General features: G+C 62.6%; 13 protein-coding genes and 1 riboswitch. Of the genes, 5 read left to right on the forward strand and 8 right to left on the reverse strand.

The genetic code is table 11. The features are described 5' to 3' along the window. Window positions 1-310: 310 nt before the first annotated feature. The 4 genes from AB5Y59_RS13120 (at window position 311) to AB5Y59_RS13135 (ending at window position 5,385) form a co-directional block, all read left to right on the forward strand. On the forward strand, window positions 311-763 hold the full coding sequence (locus AB5Y59_RS13120; RefSeq protein ID WP_279988786.1) for a pullulanase: 453 nt from the start codon (window positions 311-313) through the stop codon (window positions 761-763). A gap of 204 nt (window positions 764-967) precedes the next feature. After that, window positions 968-3,115: an adenosylcobalamin-dependent ribonucleoside-diphosphate reductase gene (locus AB5Y59_RS13125; RefSeq protein WP_368212108.1), complete on the forward strand. Its 2,148-nt coding sequence runs from the start codon at window positions 968-970 to the stop codon at window positions 3,113-3,115. A gap of 9 nt (window positions 3,116-3,124) precedes the next feature. After that, a complete protein-coding gene (locus AB5Y59_RS13130; protein ID WP_045523810.1) occupies window positions 3,125-3,808 on the forward strand; it encodes an NrdJb in 684 nt (227 codons plus the stop codon). A 206-nt stretch (window positions 3,809-4,014) separates the two neighbouring features. Beyond that, window positions 4,015-5,385 (forward strand): PhoH family protein, encoded by a 1,371-nt coding sequence (locus AB5Y59_RS13135; RefSeq protein WP_010673145.1) that lies wholly within the window; start codon window positions 4,015-4,017, stop codon window positions 5,383-5,385. A 66-nt stretch (window positions 5,386-5,451) separates the two neighbouring features. On the opposite strand, the gene AB5Y59_RS13140 is transcribed toward AB5Y59_RS13135, so the two are convergent. The 4 genes from AB5Y59_RS13140 to thiB all read right to left on the reverse strand — a co-directional run bounded on the left by AB5Y59_RS13140 (window position 5,452) and on the right by thiB (window position 9,065). Next, window positions 5,452-5,613 carry a hypothetical protein gene (locus AB5Y59_RS13140; protein ID WP_164882965.1) on the reverse strand — a complete coding sequence of 54 codons (162 nt, stop codon included), beginning with the start codon at window positions 5,611-5,613 and terminating at the stop codon, window positions 5,452-5,454. Between the two features lie 15 nt (window positions 5,614-5,628). Next, complete coding sequence (gene thiQ, locus AB5Y59_RS13145) at window positions 5,629-6,339, reverse strand: thiamine ABC transporter ATP-binding protein (RefSeq protein ID WP_049637131.1); 711 nt, start codon at window positions 6,337-6,339, stop codon at window positions 5,629-5,631. A 141-nt stretch (window positions 6,340-6,480) separates the two neighbouring features. Beyond that, a complete protein-coding gene (gene thiP / locus AB5Y59_RS13150; protein WP_319893479.1) occupies window positions 6,481-8,109 on the reverse strand; it encodes a thiamine/thiamine pyrophosphate ABC transporter permease in 1,629 nt (542 codons plus the stop codon). Beyond that, complete coding sequence (thiB, locus tag AB5Y59_RS13155) at window positions 8,085-9,065, reverse strand: thiamine ABC transporter substrate binding subunit (RefSeq protein ID WP_109111917.1); 981 nt, start codon at window positions 9,063-9,065, stop codon at window positions 8,085-8,087. Before thiB ends, thiP begins: the two co-directional genes overlap by 25 nt. A gap of 83 nt (window positions 9,066-9,148) precedes the next feature. After that, window positions 9,149-9,239: riboswitch (TPP riboswitch) on the reverse strand. Window positions 9,240-9,330: 91 nt separating this feature from the next. On the opposite strand from thiB, the gene AB5Y59_RS13160 reads away from it, so the two are divergent. Further along, window positions 9,331-9,621, forward strand: coding sequence for a PilZ domain-containing protein (locus tag AB5Y59_RS13160; RefSeq protein ID WP_010673149.1), 291 nt, complete (start codon window positions 9,331-9,333; stop codon window positions 9,619-9,621). A 51-nt stretch (window positions 9,622-9,672) separates the two neighbouring features. Here AB5Y59_RS13160 and AB5Y59_RS13165 read toward each other — a convergent pair whose 3' ends face one another. The 4 genes from AB5Y59_RS13165 to leuB all read right to left on the reverse strand — a co-directional run bounded on the left by AB5Y59_RS13165 (window position 9,673) and on the right by leuB (window position 13,929). Beyond that, a complete protein-coding gene (locus AB5Y59_RS13165) occupies window positions 9,673-10,602 on the reverse strand; it encodes a transglutaminase domain-containing protein (RefSeq protein ID WP_368212110.1) in 930 nt (309 codons plus the stop codon). Window positions 10,603-10,714: 112 nt separating this feature from the next. After that, window positions 10,715-11,314 (reverse strand): 3-isopropylmalate dehydratase small subunit, encoded by a 600-nt coding sequence (gene leuD / locus AB5Y59_RS13170; protein ID WP_039041180.1) that lies wholly within the window; start codon window positions 11,312-11,314, stop codon window positions 10,715-10,717. A gap of 99 nt (window positions 11,315-11,413) precedes the next feature. Then, on the reverse strand, window positions 11,414-12,811 hold the full coding sequence (gene leuC / locus AB5Y59_RS13175; protein ID WP_368212112.1) for a 3-isopropylmalate dehydratase large subunit: 1,398 nt from the start codon (window positions 12,809-12,811) through the stop codon (window positions 11,414-11,416). 32 nt (window positions 12,812-12,843) lie between these two features. Further along, complete coding sequence (leuB, locus tag AB5Y59_RS13180; protein ID WP_039041178.1) at window positions 12,844-13,929, reverse strand: 3-isopropylmalate dehydrogenase; 1,086 nt, start codon at window positions 13,927-13,929, stop codon at window positions 12,844-12,846. Window positions 13,930-14,001: the final 72 nt, after the last annotated feature.

Consider the following 14,001-nt stretch of genomic DNA (forward strand, 5'->3'; position numbering starts at 1 on the left):
CACCCAATACAAGAAACCCCGCTCACTCGAGCGGGGTTTTTTATTGCCTGAAATTCAGCCCTCACTGGAGGGCAAACGGGCACTATGGTGCTGTTTCTCGCCGTGTTTTCTGATACTCGCATTCATCATCCCAGCCAATATCGACTTGTTTGTGGCTTGTCTCTGCTCAACATCTATTCGAAAGCCTGCGTTCTGGATATAAAAAGCACAGAATGTGATGCTTCTACCTTTCTTGTCATGCCTGCTCTGGTTTAATTCCCGGGTCCACATCGATGGACCAAGGAATCACAATAATTTGAGGAATGGACACATGTTCAAAAGAACAGTAACGATGATGCTGGCGGCGGGAACCCTGGTATTAGGCGGTTGCGCATCCAATGGTGCTGCAGAGCAGGCGGCGGCGGACAACAGTGACTTCGGCGGCAAGTCCATCTACCTGCGTGGTGAGATGAACGACTGGATGGCCACCGACGAAAGCAAGGTCGTCAAGGTTGCCGACAAGCTCTACATGGCCAAGGGGACGCTCAAGAAAGAGTGGGCTCCTTACAAGTTCAAGTTTGCCGACTCCGGCTGGAGTTGTGGCACCAACTTCGGTTACAAGAGCCCGAGCGATGGCGTTGCCGTGCTCGGCGGGGAACCTGTACCGGTCAACCCGTGCTCCAAGTATGAGGACATGAAGTTCTCGCCCGAGGCGGATGGCGTCTATGAGTTCTATCTGAATATGGCGGGTGAGACACCGAGCGTATACGTCAAGAAACCCTGAGATAGTCTCTCGCTTTAAATCTCTCGGAAATTGAACCGGTTAAATGCCCTGGCCCAGAAATCTGCTGGCCGGGGCATTTTTTTAGGATAGAATCGGCGCCCTTACGACGGATAAATCACAACATATTGTGTTTTAAGTCCTTAAACTTACTACTGGTAGTATTTTTGTCACGATATTGCCCCATTCACAGGAGGTTGATTGACCATGGCTAAATCCATTCCGGTACTGGAGGGCGTCACCGCCAGCCGCCAGATCCCTCTGCAGGAGACGTCTCTCGAGATCTGGGACAGCAAGTATCGTCTCAAGAGCAAGGATGGCGCCCCCATCGACGGCTCCATCGACGAGACCTACCAGCGTGTCGCTCGCGCGCTGGCTGCGCAGGAGCGCGAACCCGACACCTGGTATGAACCCTTCCTGTGGGCCCTGCGCAATGGTGCCATTCCAGCGGGCCGTATCACCTCCAACGCCGGGGCGTTTGAGCACAAGCCGGCGACCTCCACCATCAACTGCACCGTCTCCGGCACCATTGAGGATTCGATGGACGATATCCTCGGCAAGGTGCACGAGGCGGGGCTGACCCTGAAGGCGGGTTGCGGCATCGGTTACGACTTCTCGACCCTGCGACCGCGTGGAGCCTTCGTCTCGGGAGCGGGGGCCTATACCTCCGGGCCGCTCTCCTTCATGGATATCTACGACAAGATGTGCTTTACCGTCTCCTCTGCCGGTGGCCGTCGTGGCGCCCAGATGGGCACCATGGATATCCGTCACCCCGACGTCGTCGAGTTCATCCAGGCCAAGCGGGAGGATGGTCGGCTGCGTCAATTCAACCTCTCCCTGCTCATCACCGAAGAGTTCGTCAGTGCGGTGAAAGAGGATGCACCCTGGCAACTGATCTTCCCCTACACCGCCAAGGAGGTGGAGCAGGATGGCATCGTGCTGGATGACCCTGCGAGGGTGGTCTGGGCGGACTGGCCCAACAAGGAGGGTGTGGTGATCAACGAGCTGGGCCAGGTGGCCTGCAAGGTCTACAAGACCCTGCCCGCGCGCAAGCTGTGGAACGTCATCATGACCTCTACCTACGACTATGCGGAGCCCGGTTTCATCCTGATCGACAAGGTGAACCAGATGAACAACAACTGGTTCTGCGAAGAGATCCGTGCCACCAACCCCTGCGGTGAACAGCCTCTGCCGCCCTATGGGGCCTGCCTGCTGGGCTCGGTCAACCTGACCACCTTCGTGCGCGATCCCTTCACCGAGCAGGCCGCCTTCGACTGGCCCGCGTTTCGCAAGGTGGTGGCCATCTTCACCCGCATGCTCGACAACGTGGTGGAGATAAACCAGCTGCCGCTGGCCAAGCAGCGCGAGGAGATCACCGCCAAGCGTCGCCACGGCATGGGCTTCCTGGGGCTGGGCTCGACCCTCACCATGCTGCGCATCAAGTACGGCTCTGCGGCCTCCGTCGCCTTCACCGAACAGGTCTCCCAGGAGCTGGCGATGACCGGCTGGCAGGAGTCTCTGCGTCTGGCGAAGGAGAAGGGGCCGGCCCCCATCATGGAGCAGGAGTTCGAAGTCACCGGCAAGATGCTGCGTCTGCGCCCCGAAATGGCGGCAGATGGCATCAAGCTCGGCGACAAGGTGAAGGGCAAGGTGTTGCATGCCCGCTACAGCCGCTATATGCAGCAGGTGGCCGAGGTGGATCCTGCTCTGGTAGCCGAGCTGGCCGAGGTGGGTGGACGCTTCACCCACCACAGCAGCATAGCGCCGACCGGTACCATTTCCCTGTCGCTCGCCAACAACGCCAGCAACGGCATCGAGCCGAGCTTTGCCCACCACTACAGCCGCAATGTCATCAAACCGGGCAAGAAGAGCAAGGAGAGCGTGGATGTCTACTCCTTCGAGCTGCTGGCCTATCGGGAGCTGGTGAACCCGGCCGCCATGCCCTATGCCGAGGAGGAGGGTAGCCGCCTGCCGGATTACTTCATCACCGCGGACGACATCACGCCGACCGGGCACGTGGATATCCAGGCGGCGGCTCAGCGCTGGATCGACTCCTCCATCTCCAAGACCGCCAACGTGCCGACCGATTTTCCGTTCGAGCAGTTCAAGGATATCTACCTCTATGCCTCGGACTCCGGCCTCAAGGGCTGTACCACCTTCCGCTTCAACCCGGCCGCCTTCCAGGGCGTGCTGGTGAAGGAGAAGGATCTGGAGAACACCAGTTACGAGTTCACCCTGGAAGATGGCACCGTCATCACGGCGAAGGGAAACGAGGAGATCGAATACGATGGCGAGCTGCACACCGCCGCCAACCTCTATGACGCCTTGAAAGAAGGCTATTACGGCAAGTTCTGAGGACGAGACATGGTCAAGAAGATCGACAGAAAAATCGTCGCCTACAAGGTAAAAACCCGGGATGAGCCGCAAGATGCGCCGACGCCCAAGGATGACGTGGTGCACATGCATGAAACCGTGCTGCGCCCGGAGCGGTTGATGGGCACCACCTACAAGCTGAAAACGCCGGAGCATGTCTCCGAGCACTCGCTGTTCATCACCATCAACGACATCATTCTCAACGAGGGCACGGTGCACGAGACCCGGCGCCCGTTCGAGATCTTCATCAACTCCAAGAGCCTGGAGCACTATCAGTGGATAGTGGCGCTGACCCGCATCATCTCGGCGGTGTTTCGCAAGGGAGGGGACGTCACCTTTCTGGTGGAGGAGTTGCGCTCCGTGTTCGATCCCAAGGGGGGGTACTGGAACAAGGGCAAGTACGTGCCCTCTCTCATCGCCGAAATTGGCAACGTGATCGAAACCCATCTCACCGAGATCGGCATGCTCAAGGTGCCCGGGCTGGACGAGCACCAGCAGGCGTTCCTGGCCGAGAAGCAGGCGCAATTGCAGGCACAGCAACAGGCAGAAGAGCAGCCGGCGGGCAGCGGTTTCCCACCCAGTGCCGCGCTCTGCTACAAGTGCCACACCAAGGCGCTGGTGCAAAAGGATGGCTGCATGACCTGTCTCAATTGCGGGGATTCCAAGTGCGGTTGAGGTGCTGATTGCCACCAAAGGCCGGCAACATGCCGGCCTTTTCGTTGCTGATTTTATGTTCGAACGACGCCCGTGATGGCAGCGATTTGTTGCGCACCGGTAAATTCGGGCGTAGCGTTGGGGGTAATAAAACTGTCACGGCCGTGTGGTTTCAATGACATCTGAGATTCACACACGTGGCACCTTCAGTGCCAAGGAGGATGCTTATGGACAACACGGACCGAAAGCTGTTTATCCTGGATACCAACGTTCTGCTTCACGAACCCCTCGCCATCTACTCCTTCAAAGAGCACGACGTGCTCATCCCCATGACGGTGCTCGAAGAGCTCGACAACATCAAGGATCGCCAGAAGGACGTCAGCCGTGATGCCCGCATCGCCATCCGTGCCCTGGAAGATGTGTTCCGCGATGCGACTCCGGAGCAGATAGTGCAAGGAGTGGCACTGGCCGGCGAGGCGAGCGGCCGTATCTCCATCTTCAGCGATCACCATCTGCCCCAGGATGCCGAGGTGTTCACCGACAAGGAGGCGGACAACCGCATCATCAACGCCGCCCTCTACCTGCAAAAGCACGAGATGAAGCGTCAGGTGGTGCTGGTCACCAAAGACATCAACATGCGCCTCAAGGCCAAGGGAGCAGGTCTTGCCCATGTGGAGGATTACCGCAGCGACCAGCTCATCGACGACATCCGCCTGCTCGCCAAGGGCTTCCAGGTGGTGCCCGGCAGCTTCTGGGAGCGGGTCGGCGAGTGCGACAGCGAAACCCATGGCCGCGATACGGTCCACGTTATCGATGCCAACCTGCTGGAGGGAGTCCACGTCAACCAGTACCTGCTGGACGAGGAGAACTTCTTTGCCGCGCGGGTACTGAGCCACGACGGCAACAAGATCCGCCTGAAAGATCTCGGCCGCGAGCGGCTGATGTCCCGCAAGGCCTGGGGGGTGCATCCCAAGAACGTCTATCAGGGCATGGCGCTGGATGCCCTGCTGGATCCGCACATCGACCTGGTGATCCTGACCGGCCCGGCGGGCTGCGGCAAGACCCTGCTTGCCATGGCGGCGGCGCTGGAGCTGGTGATCGAGAAGGGGATCTACGAGAAGGTGATCGTCACCCGCAATACCCCGGAAATTGCCGAGAGCATCGGCTTCCTGCCCGGGACCGAAGAAGAGAAGATGATGCCCTGGCTGGCGGCGGTGACCGACACCCTGGAGGTGCTGCACAAGCAGGACGAGAACATGAGCGGGTCGCTCAGCTACATCATGGAGAAGGCCAATATCCAGTTCAAATCGGTCAACTTCATGCGCGGGCGCAGCATCCAGAACACCTTCGTGCTGCTGGACGAGTGCCAGAACCTGACCGCGTCCCAGATCAAGACCATCATCACCCGCTGCGGGGAGGGGACCAAGATCGTCTGCTCCGGCAACCTGGCTCAGATCGACTCCAACTACCTGAGCCCGGTGACCTCGGGTCTGACCTACATCGTCGAGCGGTTCAAGGACTTCGACGGCAGTGCCAACATCTTCCTGAACGGGGTGGTGCGCAGCAGGCTGGCTTCGTTCGCCGAGGAAAATCTCTGATTTGACGGGATCTCTGCATGAGAAAGGGGAAGCCGGACGGCTTCCCCTTTTTTGATCCCGCCTATCTCATGCCTCTCTCGGTCGGCCCAGGTAGCGCAGCAGCCCGGGGTGATCGCTGCTGTGCAGGATATCCGGCTTGCCCTGCAAGGCGATGCGCCCTGCGTCGATGAAAAGCACCTGATCGGCGATGAGCTGGGCATCGTCCTGGGAACGACAGGGAGAGACCATCAGCTTGTCAGCCCTTCACTGTGGCGCCAGAGCGCGGCCCAGGTAGCGCAGCAGCCCCGGGTGATCGCTGCTGTGCAGAATATCCGGCTTGCCCTGCAAGGCGATGCGTCCCGCGTCGATGAAGAGCACCTGATCGGCGATGAGCTGGGCATCCTCGGGGTTGTGAGAGACCATCAGCACGGTGATGCCCTGCTCGCAGGCGAGGCGGGCGACCTCCGCCAACATCTCCCGCCGCAGGGCCGGATCGAGGGCCGAGAAGGGCTCGTCCAGCAGCAGCAGCGGCCTGCCCCGCACCAGGGCGCGGGCCAGCCCCACCCGCTGCTGCTGGCCGCCGGAGAGCTGCTCCGGCAGGCGCGTCAGCATCTCCCCCAGGCCCACCTTGTCAGCGGCCTCCTGCACCTGCCTTTTCTGGGCCGGATTCAAGCGCAGGCCGGGATGCAGGCCGATGGCGATGTTGTCGAACACCGACAGGTGCAGGAAGAGGTTGTGATCCTGGAACAGGGTGGTGACCGGGCGCTCGGCGGGGCCCAGTGACAGCAGATCCTGGCCGTCGAAGGTGAGGGTGCCCGACTCCACCGGCACGAAGCCCGCGATCATGCCGAGCAGGGTGGACTTGCCGGCGCCGCTCGGACCGATGAGGGCGGTGATCTCCCCTTTGGGCAAGGTCGCACTGAAGGTCACCTGCCAGTCGGGATAACTGGTGACCAGTTCCTCAATTACCAGCATGTTTGGCTCCTGAATGTCGTTTTATAGAACAACAAGTAAGAAAAATTGATGAAAGGCAGCGTGAGTGACTGCTCCAAGGGGCGCCCCAGGGGCGTGCCCGGCCGGATCCTGGGGGCAGGGAGGCGGCAATGCCGCCGGGGATCAGTGATCCACATGCCTGCCTCCCAGTCCCCGCTCCACCAGCCAGAACAGGGAGAAGCAGAGGGTGAGCAGCAGCAGGGCGGTGGCGGCCGCCTCGGTCAGCCGGTAGCTGCCGAGCTGCTGATAGAGCAGCCAGGGCAGGGTAGTGAGGGTCTGGCTACCGAACATGGCGATGGCCCCGAGATCCCCGAGGGACAATATCATCGAGAGCGCCATGGCCAGGGCCAGCGGACGGCGCAGCAGGGGCCATTCCACCAGGCGCAGGCGATGCAGGCCGCGCACCCCCAGGCTGTCCGCCAGCCGATCGTACTGGCGCACCACCAGTTGCATGGGGGCCGAGAGGGTGCGCAGCACATAGGGCAGCGCCATCAGGGCGTTGACCAGCACCACCAGCCAGGGGCCCAGGGCAAAGACGTCGGTGAAGGGCATGAACAGGATGAAGAGGCCGGTGGAGAGCACCACCGCCGGGATCATCAGGATCATGGAGCCGCTGGCCTCCCACAGGGCGGCGGCCCGCCGTTTGCGATCCCGCACCCTCAGATGCCGGCTGGTGAGCAGCAGCCCGGCGCCGAGCAAAGTGGCCAGGGAGCCCGCCGCCAGGGCTATGCCCAGGGACTGCCCCCCTGCCTGCCACAGCCGGGGTGAGCCGAGCGCCGCCAGCAGACCGGGGTTGAACCCGGCGACCACGATGGCCAGCAGGGGCGGCAGGAAGATGGCGAGCCCCATGGTCAGGGCCAGTCCATCCACCAGAGCGCTGCCCTTCTGGTGTCTGTCGGGACGCAGGCAGGGGCGACGGCTGGTGAGGCGACTGGCCGGGGTGGTCTGCAGCTTGTGTTGCAGCAGGAGCAGGGCCAGGGTCAGCAGCAGTTGCACCAGGGCGAGCCCGCCAGCGGTGGCGAGATCGAAGTCAAAGCGCAGCGCCTGGTAGACAGCCACCTCCAGTGTGGTGGACTTGGGGCCGCCCCCGAGCGCCAGCACTGTGGTGAAGCTGGTGAAGCAGAGCATGAAGATGAGGCTGGCGAGCCCCGGCAAGATGCTGCGGATGAGCGGCCACTCCAGCAGCCGGAAGATGTGGGAGGAGCGCATGCCGAGCTGGCTGGCGAGGCGCCAGGAGGACTCGGGGATGCTCTCTATGCTCTGCAGGATGAGGCGGGCGGCCAGCGGCATGTTGAAGAAGACATGGGCCAGCAGGATGCCGAACAGGCCGTAGAGATAGTTGCCGGGATCCAGGCCCAGGCCGTGCAGCAGTTGCGGCAGCCAGCCCTGGCGACCGTGCACCGCCACCATGCCGAAGATGGCGATGATGACCGGCAACACCAGGGAGAGACCGAAGAGCTTGAGCAGCAGGCGGCGTCCGGTGAAACGGCGTCGCGCCAGGGCTCTGGCCACCGGGATGGCAAGTCCCAGGCTCAGCAGGGTGGAGAGCAGTGCCTGCCAGAGGCTGAAACCCAGCACGTGGCGCAGGTAGGGATCGCCTAGCAGGGCGCGGGGGGAGAGGGCCCCCGCCTGCCACAACAGGGCGACCAGCGGCCCAATGGAGAGCAGCAGGATGACCAGGGTGGCTGCACTGCCGGGCAGCCACCAGAGGGTGCGACGACCTGAACTCACTGGGTGACGGCTTGCAGCCATTCGCGGATCCACCCCTTGCGGTTGGCGGCTACCTCGTCAGAGCTGAAGGTGAGTGGCTTAGCTACGGTGATCATCTGTTCGAACCCCTTGGGCAGCGCCACGTCTGTCACCGGATACATCCAGTTGCCGCCGGGGATCTCGTTCTGGAAGGCGGGGCTCACCATGAATTGCAGGAACTGGTCAGCCAGTTTGCCCTGTGTGGCGCCCTTGAGCTTGGCTGCTACTTCCACCTGGCGGTAGTGACCCTCCTCGAACGCGGCCGCCCGGTACTGGGGTTTGCTCTCGGCAATCAGGTGATAGGCGGGGGAGGTGGTGTAGGAGAGCACCATGTCCGCCTCGCCGTCGAGGAACATGCCGTAGGCCTCTGACCACCCCTTGGTGACGGTGACCGTCTTTTTGGCCAGTTGCGCCCAGGCGGTCGGTGCCTCATCCCCGTAGACCGACTTCATCCAGAGCATCAGGCCCTGACCCGGGGTGGAGGTGCGGGGATCCTGATAGATCACCTTGATATCGGGGCGCGCCACCAGCTCCTTCAGGCTCTTGGGGGGCTGCTTGAGCTTGTTGCTGTCATAGACGAAGGCGAAGTAGCCGTAGTCATAGGGGACAAAGGTGTCATCCTGCCAGCCACCCGGCACCTTGAGGTCATCGAGCCTGGTGGAATGAGGGGCGAACAGGCCGCTCTGCTTGGCCTCGCTGATGAGGGCATCGTCCAGCCCCAGCACCATGTCGGCCTTGCTGTGCTGGCCTTCCAGCCGCAGCCGGTTGAGGATGGCGACGCCATCCTCGAGGGGCACCAGATTGAGGGTGCAGCCGCACTCCTTCTCGAAGGCCTGCTTGATCTTGGGACCCGGCCCCCATTCGGCGGCGAAGGAGCCGTAGGTGTAGACGGTGAGGGTGTCGGCGGCAAACGCCTGGGCAGAGAGTAGGCTGGTGGCGATCAGCAGCAGGGTCTTCATCAATGGCACTCCTGTGGATATCGGGGTGCTCATCAATGGCACCTCGCGTGTGGTGAGCGCCGGCGGATGAGGGCACAAAAAACGCGCGCCATGCCTCAAATTCCTCCGCCAGCATTATCTGGATCAGGTTCACGGGTATAATCTCAGCGGTAAACCGCACCCCGTTTGAGCAACGCATCGCATTGTATTGGCGTTCCTGGGGGGAGGCCAGCACTATGTTTCACGGGCCGCATCGTGCGAGCCACCACCAAGGAGGAAGTCCCCAGTGATCACCAGCACCAAGGAAAGACGTGCCTTCCAGCGCATGGTCATCAATGCCCCCGTCACCCTGTTCCAGCATCAGCAGGTGCTGGAGGGGGTCTGCCGGGATCTCAGCGCCAACGGCATGGGCGTCGAGGTGAACAAGCACGAGTTCGATCTGGCCCAGCCCATCCGGGTGAGCCTGGCGACCAGCAGCAATCTTCTGCCTCCCTTCGAGGCCCAGGCCCGCATCGTGCGGGTGCTGGAGGAAGAAGACGGTCTCCTGCTGGCGCTGGAGTTTCTCTCCCTCACCTGAGACCCGGGCGCCCGTCCTCCTCGAGACAGGCCAGCCATGGGCTGGCCTGTCTCATTTCCCCTCATCCTGCACCGGCTGCACGCTCAACTGGCCGCTGTCGACCAGCGTCTTGCTGGTGGGCGCGAGCTGGCCCATGGGCAGCTGTGCCGGGCCGGTCGGCTCCATCAGGAGGTAGGTCTCCCCCGCCCGGCTCAAGGTGGCCTCCCCCGGTTTGGCTGGCAGGGCCACCCCCAGCAGGGCGTGTCCCGGCACGAACACCATGGCCTGCTTGAGATCGGGATACCCCTGGGCCAGCAGGGCGGCCATCAGGGTCACCTTGCTGTCGCAATCCCCCCGGTTCTGCTCCAGCACCTGGCGCGGGCTCAGAAACCCCTTGCCAGAGCGGCCCGACTGGCTGTCGAGCAGTTGATAGGGGATGGCCTGGATGAAGTCGAGCATGTGGGCCACCGTCTTCTGGCGCGCCTCGGTCTCGGTGGCCCCTTCCTGCTTGAGCTGCTCCATCAACGGGGCCAGTTCGTCCCGGCTCTCCAGGGCGATGCGCACATGATCCTGCTTGATGGCGGGAGCGCCGTCGGGGGCAGTGAAGGGCTGGAAGTAGTGCTGCGTGAGCCAGGCGGCCTCCAGTTTGGCCTGCTCGGGCTTGACCCATTGGGAGGCTTCCCGCGCCTTGTCGGCGTTGCGGCTCTTGATGCTGAGGCTCATGGCGGGGCGAACGAGGGAGAACTGCACCTCGGGGAACGCCAGGGGGGCCTGTTGCAGCAGGCTTTGCAGTACGTCTTCCTGCATCCTGGCCGGACGGTAAGCGATGAGAGGGAGCAGCTTGCCCGCCTCCAGCCGGTAGCTGAGCTGCTGCGCCTTGCCCTCTCTGTCCTGCCAGCCGACATTGAGCTGACCGCCACTGTTGGTGAAAGAGGTCTGTCCGCCCAGGGCCGGGAGGCTGAGCAGCAGGCAGAGCAATGAAAGGGCGCCCCTTGCGGACATAGGTGTCTCCTGTCGGACATGCAGAGGTGGCGGGCTTTGTACAGCGACCCGACAATAAAACAGGGAGCCTCGGCTCCCTGTTGATTCTACTCGCTTTCTTGTCGCAGGCTCGTCAAATCCAGCTTGGCTGCTTCGCCTCGAAGGCGCTGATGGCGGCCTCGTGCTGCAGGGTCAGACCGATGGCATCCAGCCCGTTGAGCAGACAGTAGCGACGGAACTCGTCGATTTCGAAGCCGAACGTGAGGCTGCCTGCACGCACCTGGTTGGCCTCCAGATCCACTTCGATCTCGATGCCCGGCTGGGCGGCGACCAGCTGGAACAGGGCGTCGACCTCCTCCTCCTTCAGACGAACCGGCACCATGCCGTTGTTGATGGCGTTGCCGTAGAAGATGTCGGCAAAGCTCGGGGCGATCATGGTCTTGAAGCCGTAGTCCGCCAGCGCCCAGGGGGCGTGCTCGCGACTCGAGCCGCAGCCGAAGTTCTCGCGGGCCAGCAGGATGCTGGCACCGGCGAATTGCGGTTTGTTCAGCACGAACTCCGGGTTGGGCTGCTCCCCTGCATCGTCCAGAAAGCGCCAGTCGTGGAACAGGTGCTTGCCAAAGCCGATGCGGTTGACCTTCTGCAGGAACTGCTTGGGAATGATGGCGTCGGTGTCGACGTTGGCGCTGTCGAGGGGAACGACGATCCCTTTATGCTGTTTGAAACCTGTCATGTACGTTCCCTCTTACAGTGCACGAATGTCGGCGAAGATGATGTCGGTGACGGCGAAGAGCCGTCCGTGTTGTTTGAATGCTTTCATCCTCAACCCCTCTTACAGCGCGCGAATGTCGGCGAAGCGGCCGGTGACGGCGGCGGCGGCGGCCATGGCCGGGCTCACCAGGTGGGTGCGACCGGCACGACCCTGACGCCCCTCGAAGTTGCGGTTGCTGGTGGAGGCGCAGCGCTCCCCCGGTTGCAGCCGGTCGTTGTTCATGGCCAGACACATGGAGCAGCCGGGCAAGCGCCACTCAAAGCCTGCATCGATGAAGATCTTGTCCAGCCCCTCGGCCTCGGCCTGGGCCTTCACCTGCTCGGAGCCCGGCACCACCAGGGCCTGTACCCCTGCGGCGACCTTGCGACCGCGGGCGATGGCGGCGGCAGCGCGCAGATCCTCGATGCGGCTGTTGGTGCACGAACCGATGAACACCTTGTCGATGGCCACGTCGGAGAGCTTCTGGCCCGGTTGCAGGTCCATGTAGGCGAGGGCCTTGCGGGCGGACTGCTGCTCCACCGGATCGGCGAAGGATTCCGGTGCAGGGATGGGCTCATTGACGGCAATCACCTGGCCCGGGTTGGTTCCCCAGGTCACTTGCGGGGCGATGTCGGCGGCGTCGAGCACCACTTCGGCGTCGAAGTGGGCACCTTCGTCGCTCTTGAGGGTCAACCAGTAGGCAATGGCCTGCTCCAGCGCCTCCCCCTTGGGAGCGAACTCCTTGCCACGGATGTAGTCGATGGTGGTCTGGTCGGGGGCAATCATGCCGGCCTTGGCGCCGAGCTCGATGGCCATGTTGCACACCGTCATGCGCCCTTCCATGGTGAGCCCCTCGATGGCTTCACCGGCGAACTCCACCACGTAGCCGGTCCCGCCTGCATGACCCACCTTGCCAATGATGGCGAGCACCACGTCTTTGGCGCTGATGCCTGCGGCCAGCTTGCCGTTGACAGAGATACGCATGGTCCTGGCGCGGCCCTGTTTCAGGGTCTGGGTGGCCATCACGTGTTCCACTTCGGAGGTGCCGATACCGAACGCGAGCGACCCGAAGGCGCCGTGGGTGGCGGTGTGGGAGTCACCGCAGACGATGGTGGTGCCGGGCAATGTGATGCCGAGCTCGGGGCCCATCACGTGGACGATGCCCTGGTATTTGTGGTTCAAGTCATAGAGACGAACCCCGAACGCCTTGCAGTTGGCGGCGAGTGTCTCCATCTGGATGCGGGCCATCTCGCCGGAGGCGGCGATGTCCTTGGTGGTGGTGGAGACGTTGTGATCCATGGTGGCCCAGGTCAGATCCGGGCGACGCAGCTGGCGGTTCATGGCGCGCAGGCCGTCGAATGCCTGGGGGCTGGTCACTTCATGCACCAGATGACGGTCGATGTAGATGAGAGGGGTTTCCCCTTCCACTTCCCGCACCACGTGGGCGTCGAACACTTTCTGATAGAGGGTCTTGGACATTGCTCGGTTTCCTTGTTATCGATGCCGTGGGATCAGATGCGCGCGGCGATCTGGCTGCCCATGTCGGCCGTGCTCTGCACCGGGTGCGTGGCGCTGGCCTGATGCAGGTCGGCGGTGAAATAGCCTTCTGCCAGGGTCTGGGCCACGGCCTGCTCGATGGCCTGGGCGGCGGCTTCCTGGCCGAGACTGTAACGCAGCATCAGGGCGGCGGAGAGGATCTGGGCGATGGGATTCGCAATCCCCTTGCCGGCGATATCCGGGGCCGAGCCACCGGCCGGCTCGAACAGGCCGAAGCCGGATTCGTTGAGGCTGGCGGAGGGGAGCAGGCCCATGGAGCCAGTGATCATGGCGCACTCGTCGGAGAGGATGTCACCGAACAGGTTGGAGCAGAGCAGCACGTCGAACTGGGACGGATCCTTGATGAGCTGCATGGTGGCGTTGTCGATGTACATGTGGTTCAGGGCCACGTCCGGGTAGGACTTGGCGACCTCGGTCACCACCTCGCGCCACAGGATGGAGGAGGCGAGCACGTTGGCCTTGTCGATGGAGGTGACCCTGGACTTGCGCACCCGGGCCGATTCAAACGCTATCTTGGCGATGCGCTCGATCTCGAAGCGGTGGTACACCTCGGTGTCGAAGGCCTTCTCGGTGGCGCCTTCCCCTTCACGCCCCTTGGGCTGGCCGAAATAGATGCCGCCGGTCAGCTCGCGCACGCAGGCGATGTCAAAACCGCGATCGGAGATGTCGGCACGCAGCGGGGAGAACTGCTCCAGACCGGTGTAGATGCGGGCCGGGCGCAGGTTGCAGAACAGTTTGAAGTGGGCACGCAGGGGCAGCAGGGCACCGCGCTCCGGCTGATCGTTGGGCGGCAGGTGCTCCCACTTGGGGCCACCCACCGATCCGAACAGCACCGCATCGGCCGCTTCGCAGCCTTTGATCGTGCTCTGGGGCAGCGGTGTGCCGTGGTTGTCGATGGCGATGCCGCCGACGTCGTGACGGTCATAGTCGAGGGAGAAGCCGAATTTGGTCTGCACCTTTTCCAGTACCTTGATGGCCTCTGCCATCACTTCCGGGCCAATGCCGTCACCCGGCAATACTGCGATCCGATAACTGCTCATACTCTCTCCGTCTTGATAGTGTGATTCCGTTTCATCCGGGAGGCCGGTCCGGGCCACTGCCCTGGCCCCGGT

Source organism: Aeromonas sp. s10 (assembly GCF_040907975.1).
GTDB classification, from domain to species: Bacteria; Pseudomonadota; Gammaproteobacteria; order Enterobacterales; family Aeromonadaceae; genus Aeromonas; species Aeromonas caviae.

Coding starts and splice junctions, on each gene's coding strand:
- AB5Y59_RS13140 (WP_164882965.1), bottom strand. CDS start 5,613: ATGGTCTCTCCCTGTCGTTCCCAGGACGATGCCCAGCTCATCGCCGAT.
- leuD (WP_039041180.1), bottom strand. CDS start 11,314: ATGACAGGTTTCAAACAGCATAAAGGGATCGTCGTTCCCCTCGACAGC.
- leuC (WP_368212112.1), bottom strand. CDS start 12,811: ATGTCCAAGACCCTCTATCAGAAAGTGTTCGACGCCCACGTGGTGCGG.
- AB5Y59_RS13165 (WP_368212110.1), bottom strand. CDS start 10,602: ATGTCCGCAAGGGGCGCCCTTTCATTGCTCTGCCTGCTGCTCAGCCTC.
- AB5Y59_RS13120 (WP_279988786.1), top strand. CDS start 311: ATGTTCAAAAGAACAGTAACGATGATGCTGGCGGCGGGAACCCTGGTA.
- leuB (WP_039041178.1), bottom strand. CDS start 13,929: ATGAGCAGTTATCGGATCGCAGTATTGCCGGGTGACGGCATTGGCCCG.
- AB5Y59_RS13130 (WP_045523810.1), top strand. CDS start 3,125: ATGGTCAAGAAGATCGACAGAAAAATCGTCGCCTACAAGGTAAAAACC.
- AB5Y59_RS13125 (WP_368212108.1), top strand. CDS start 968: ATGGCTAAATCCATTCCGGTACTGGAGGGCGTCACCGCCAGCCGCCAG.
- thiP (WP_319893479.1), bottom strand. CDS start 8,109: ATGGCTGCAAGCCGTCACCCAGTGAGTTCAGGTCGTCGCACCCTCTGG.
- AB5Y59_RS13135 (WP_010673145.1), top strand. CDS start 4,015: ATGGACAACACGGACCGAAAGCTGTTTATCCTGGATACCAACGTTCTG.
- thiB (WP_109111917.1), bottom strand. CDS start 9,065: ATGAAGACCCTGCTGCTGATCGCCACCAGCCTACTCTCTGCCCAGGCG.
- thiQ (WP_049637131.1), bottom strand. CDS start 6,339: ATGCTGGTAATTGAGGAACTGGTCACCAGTTATCCCGACTGGCAGGTG.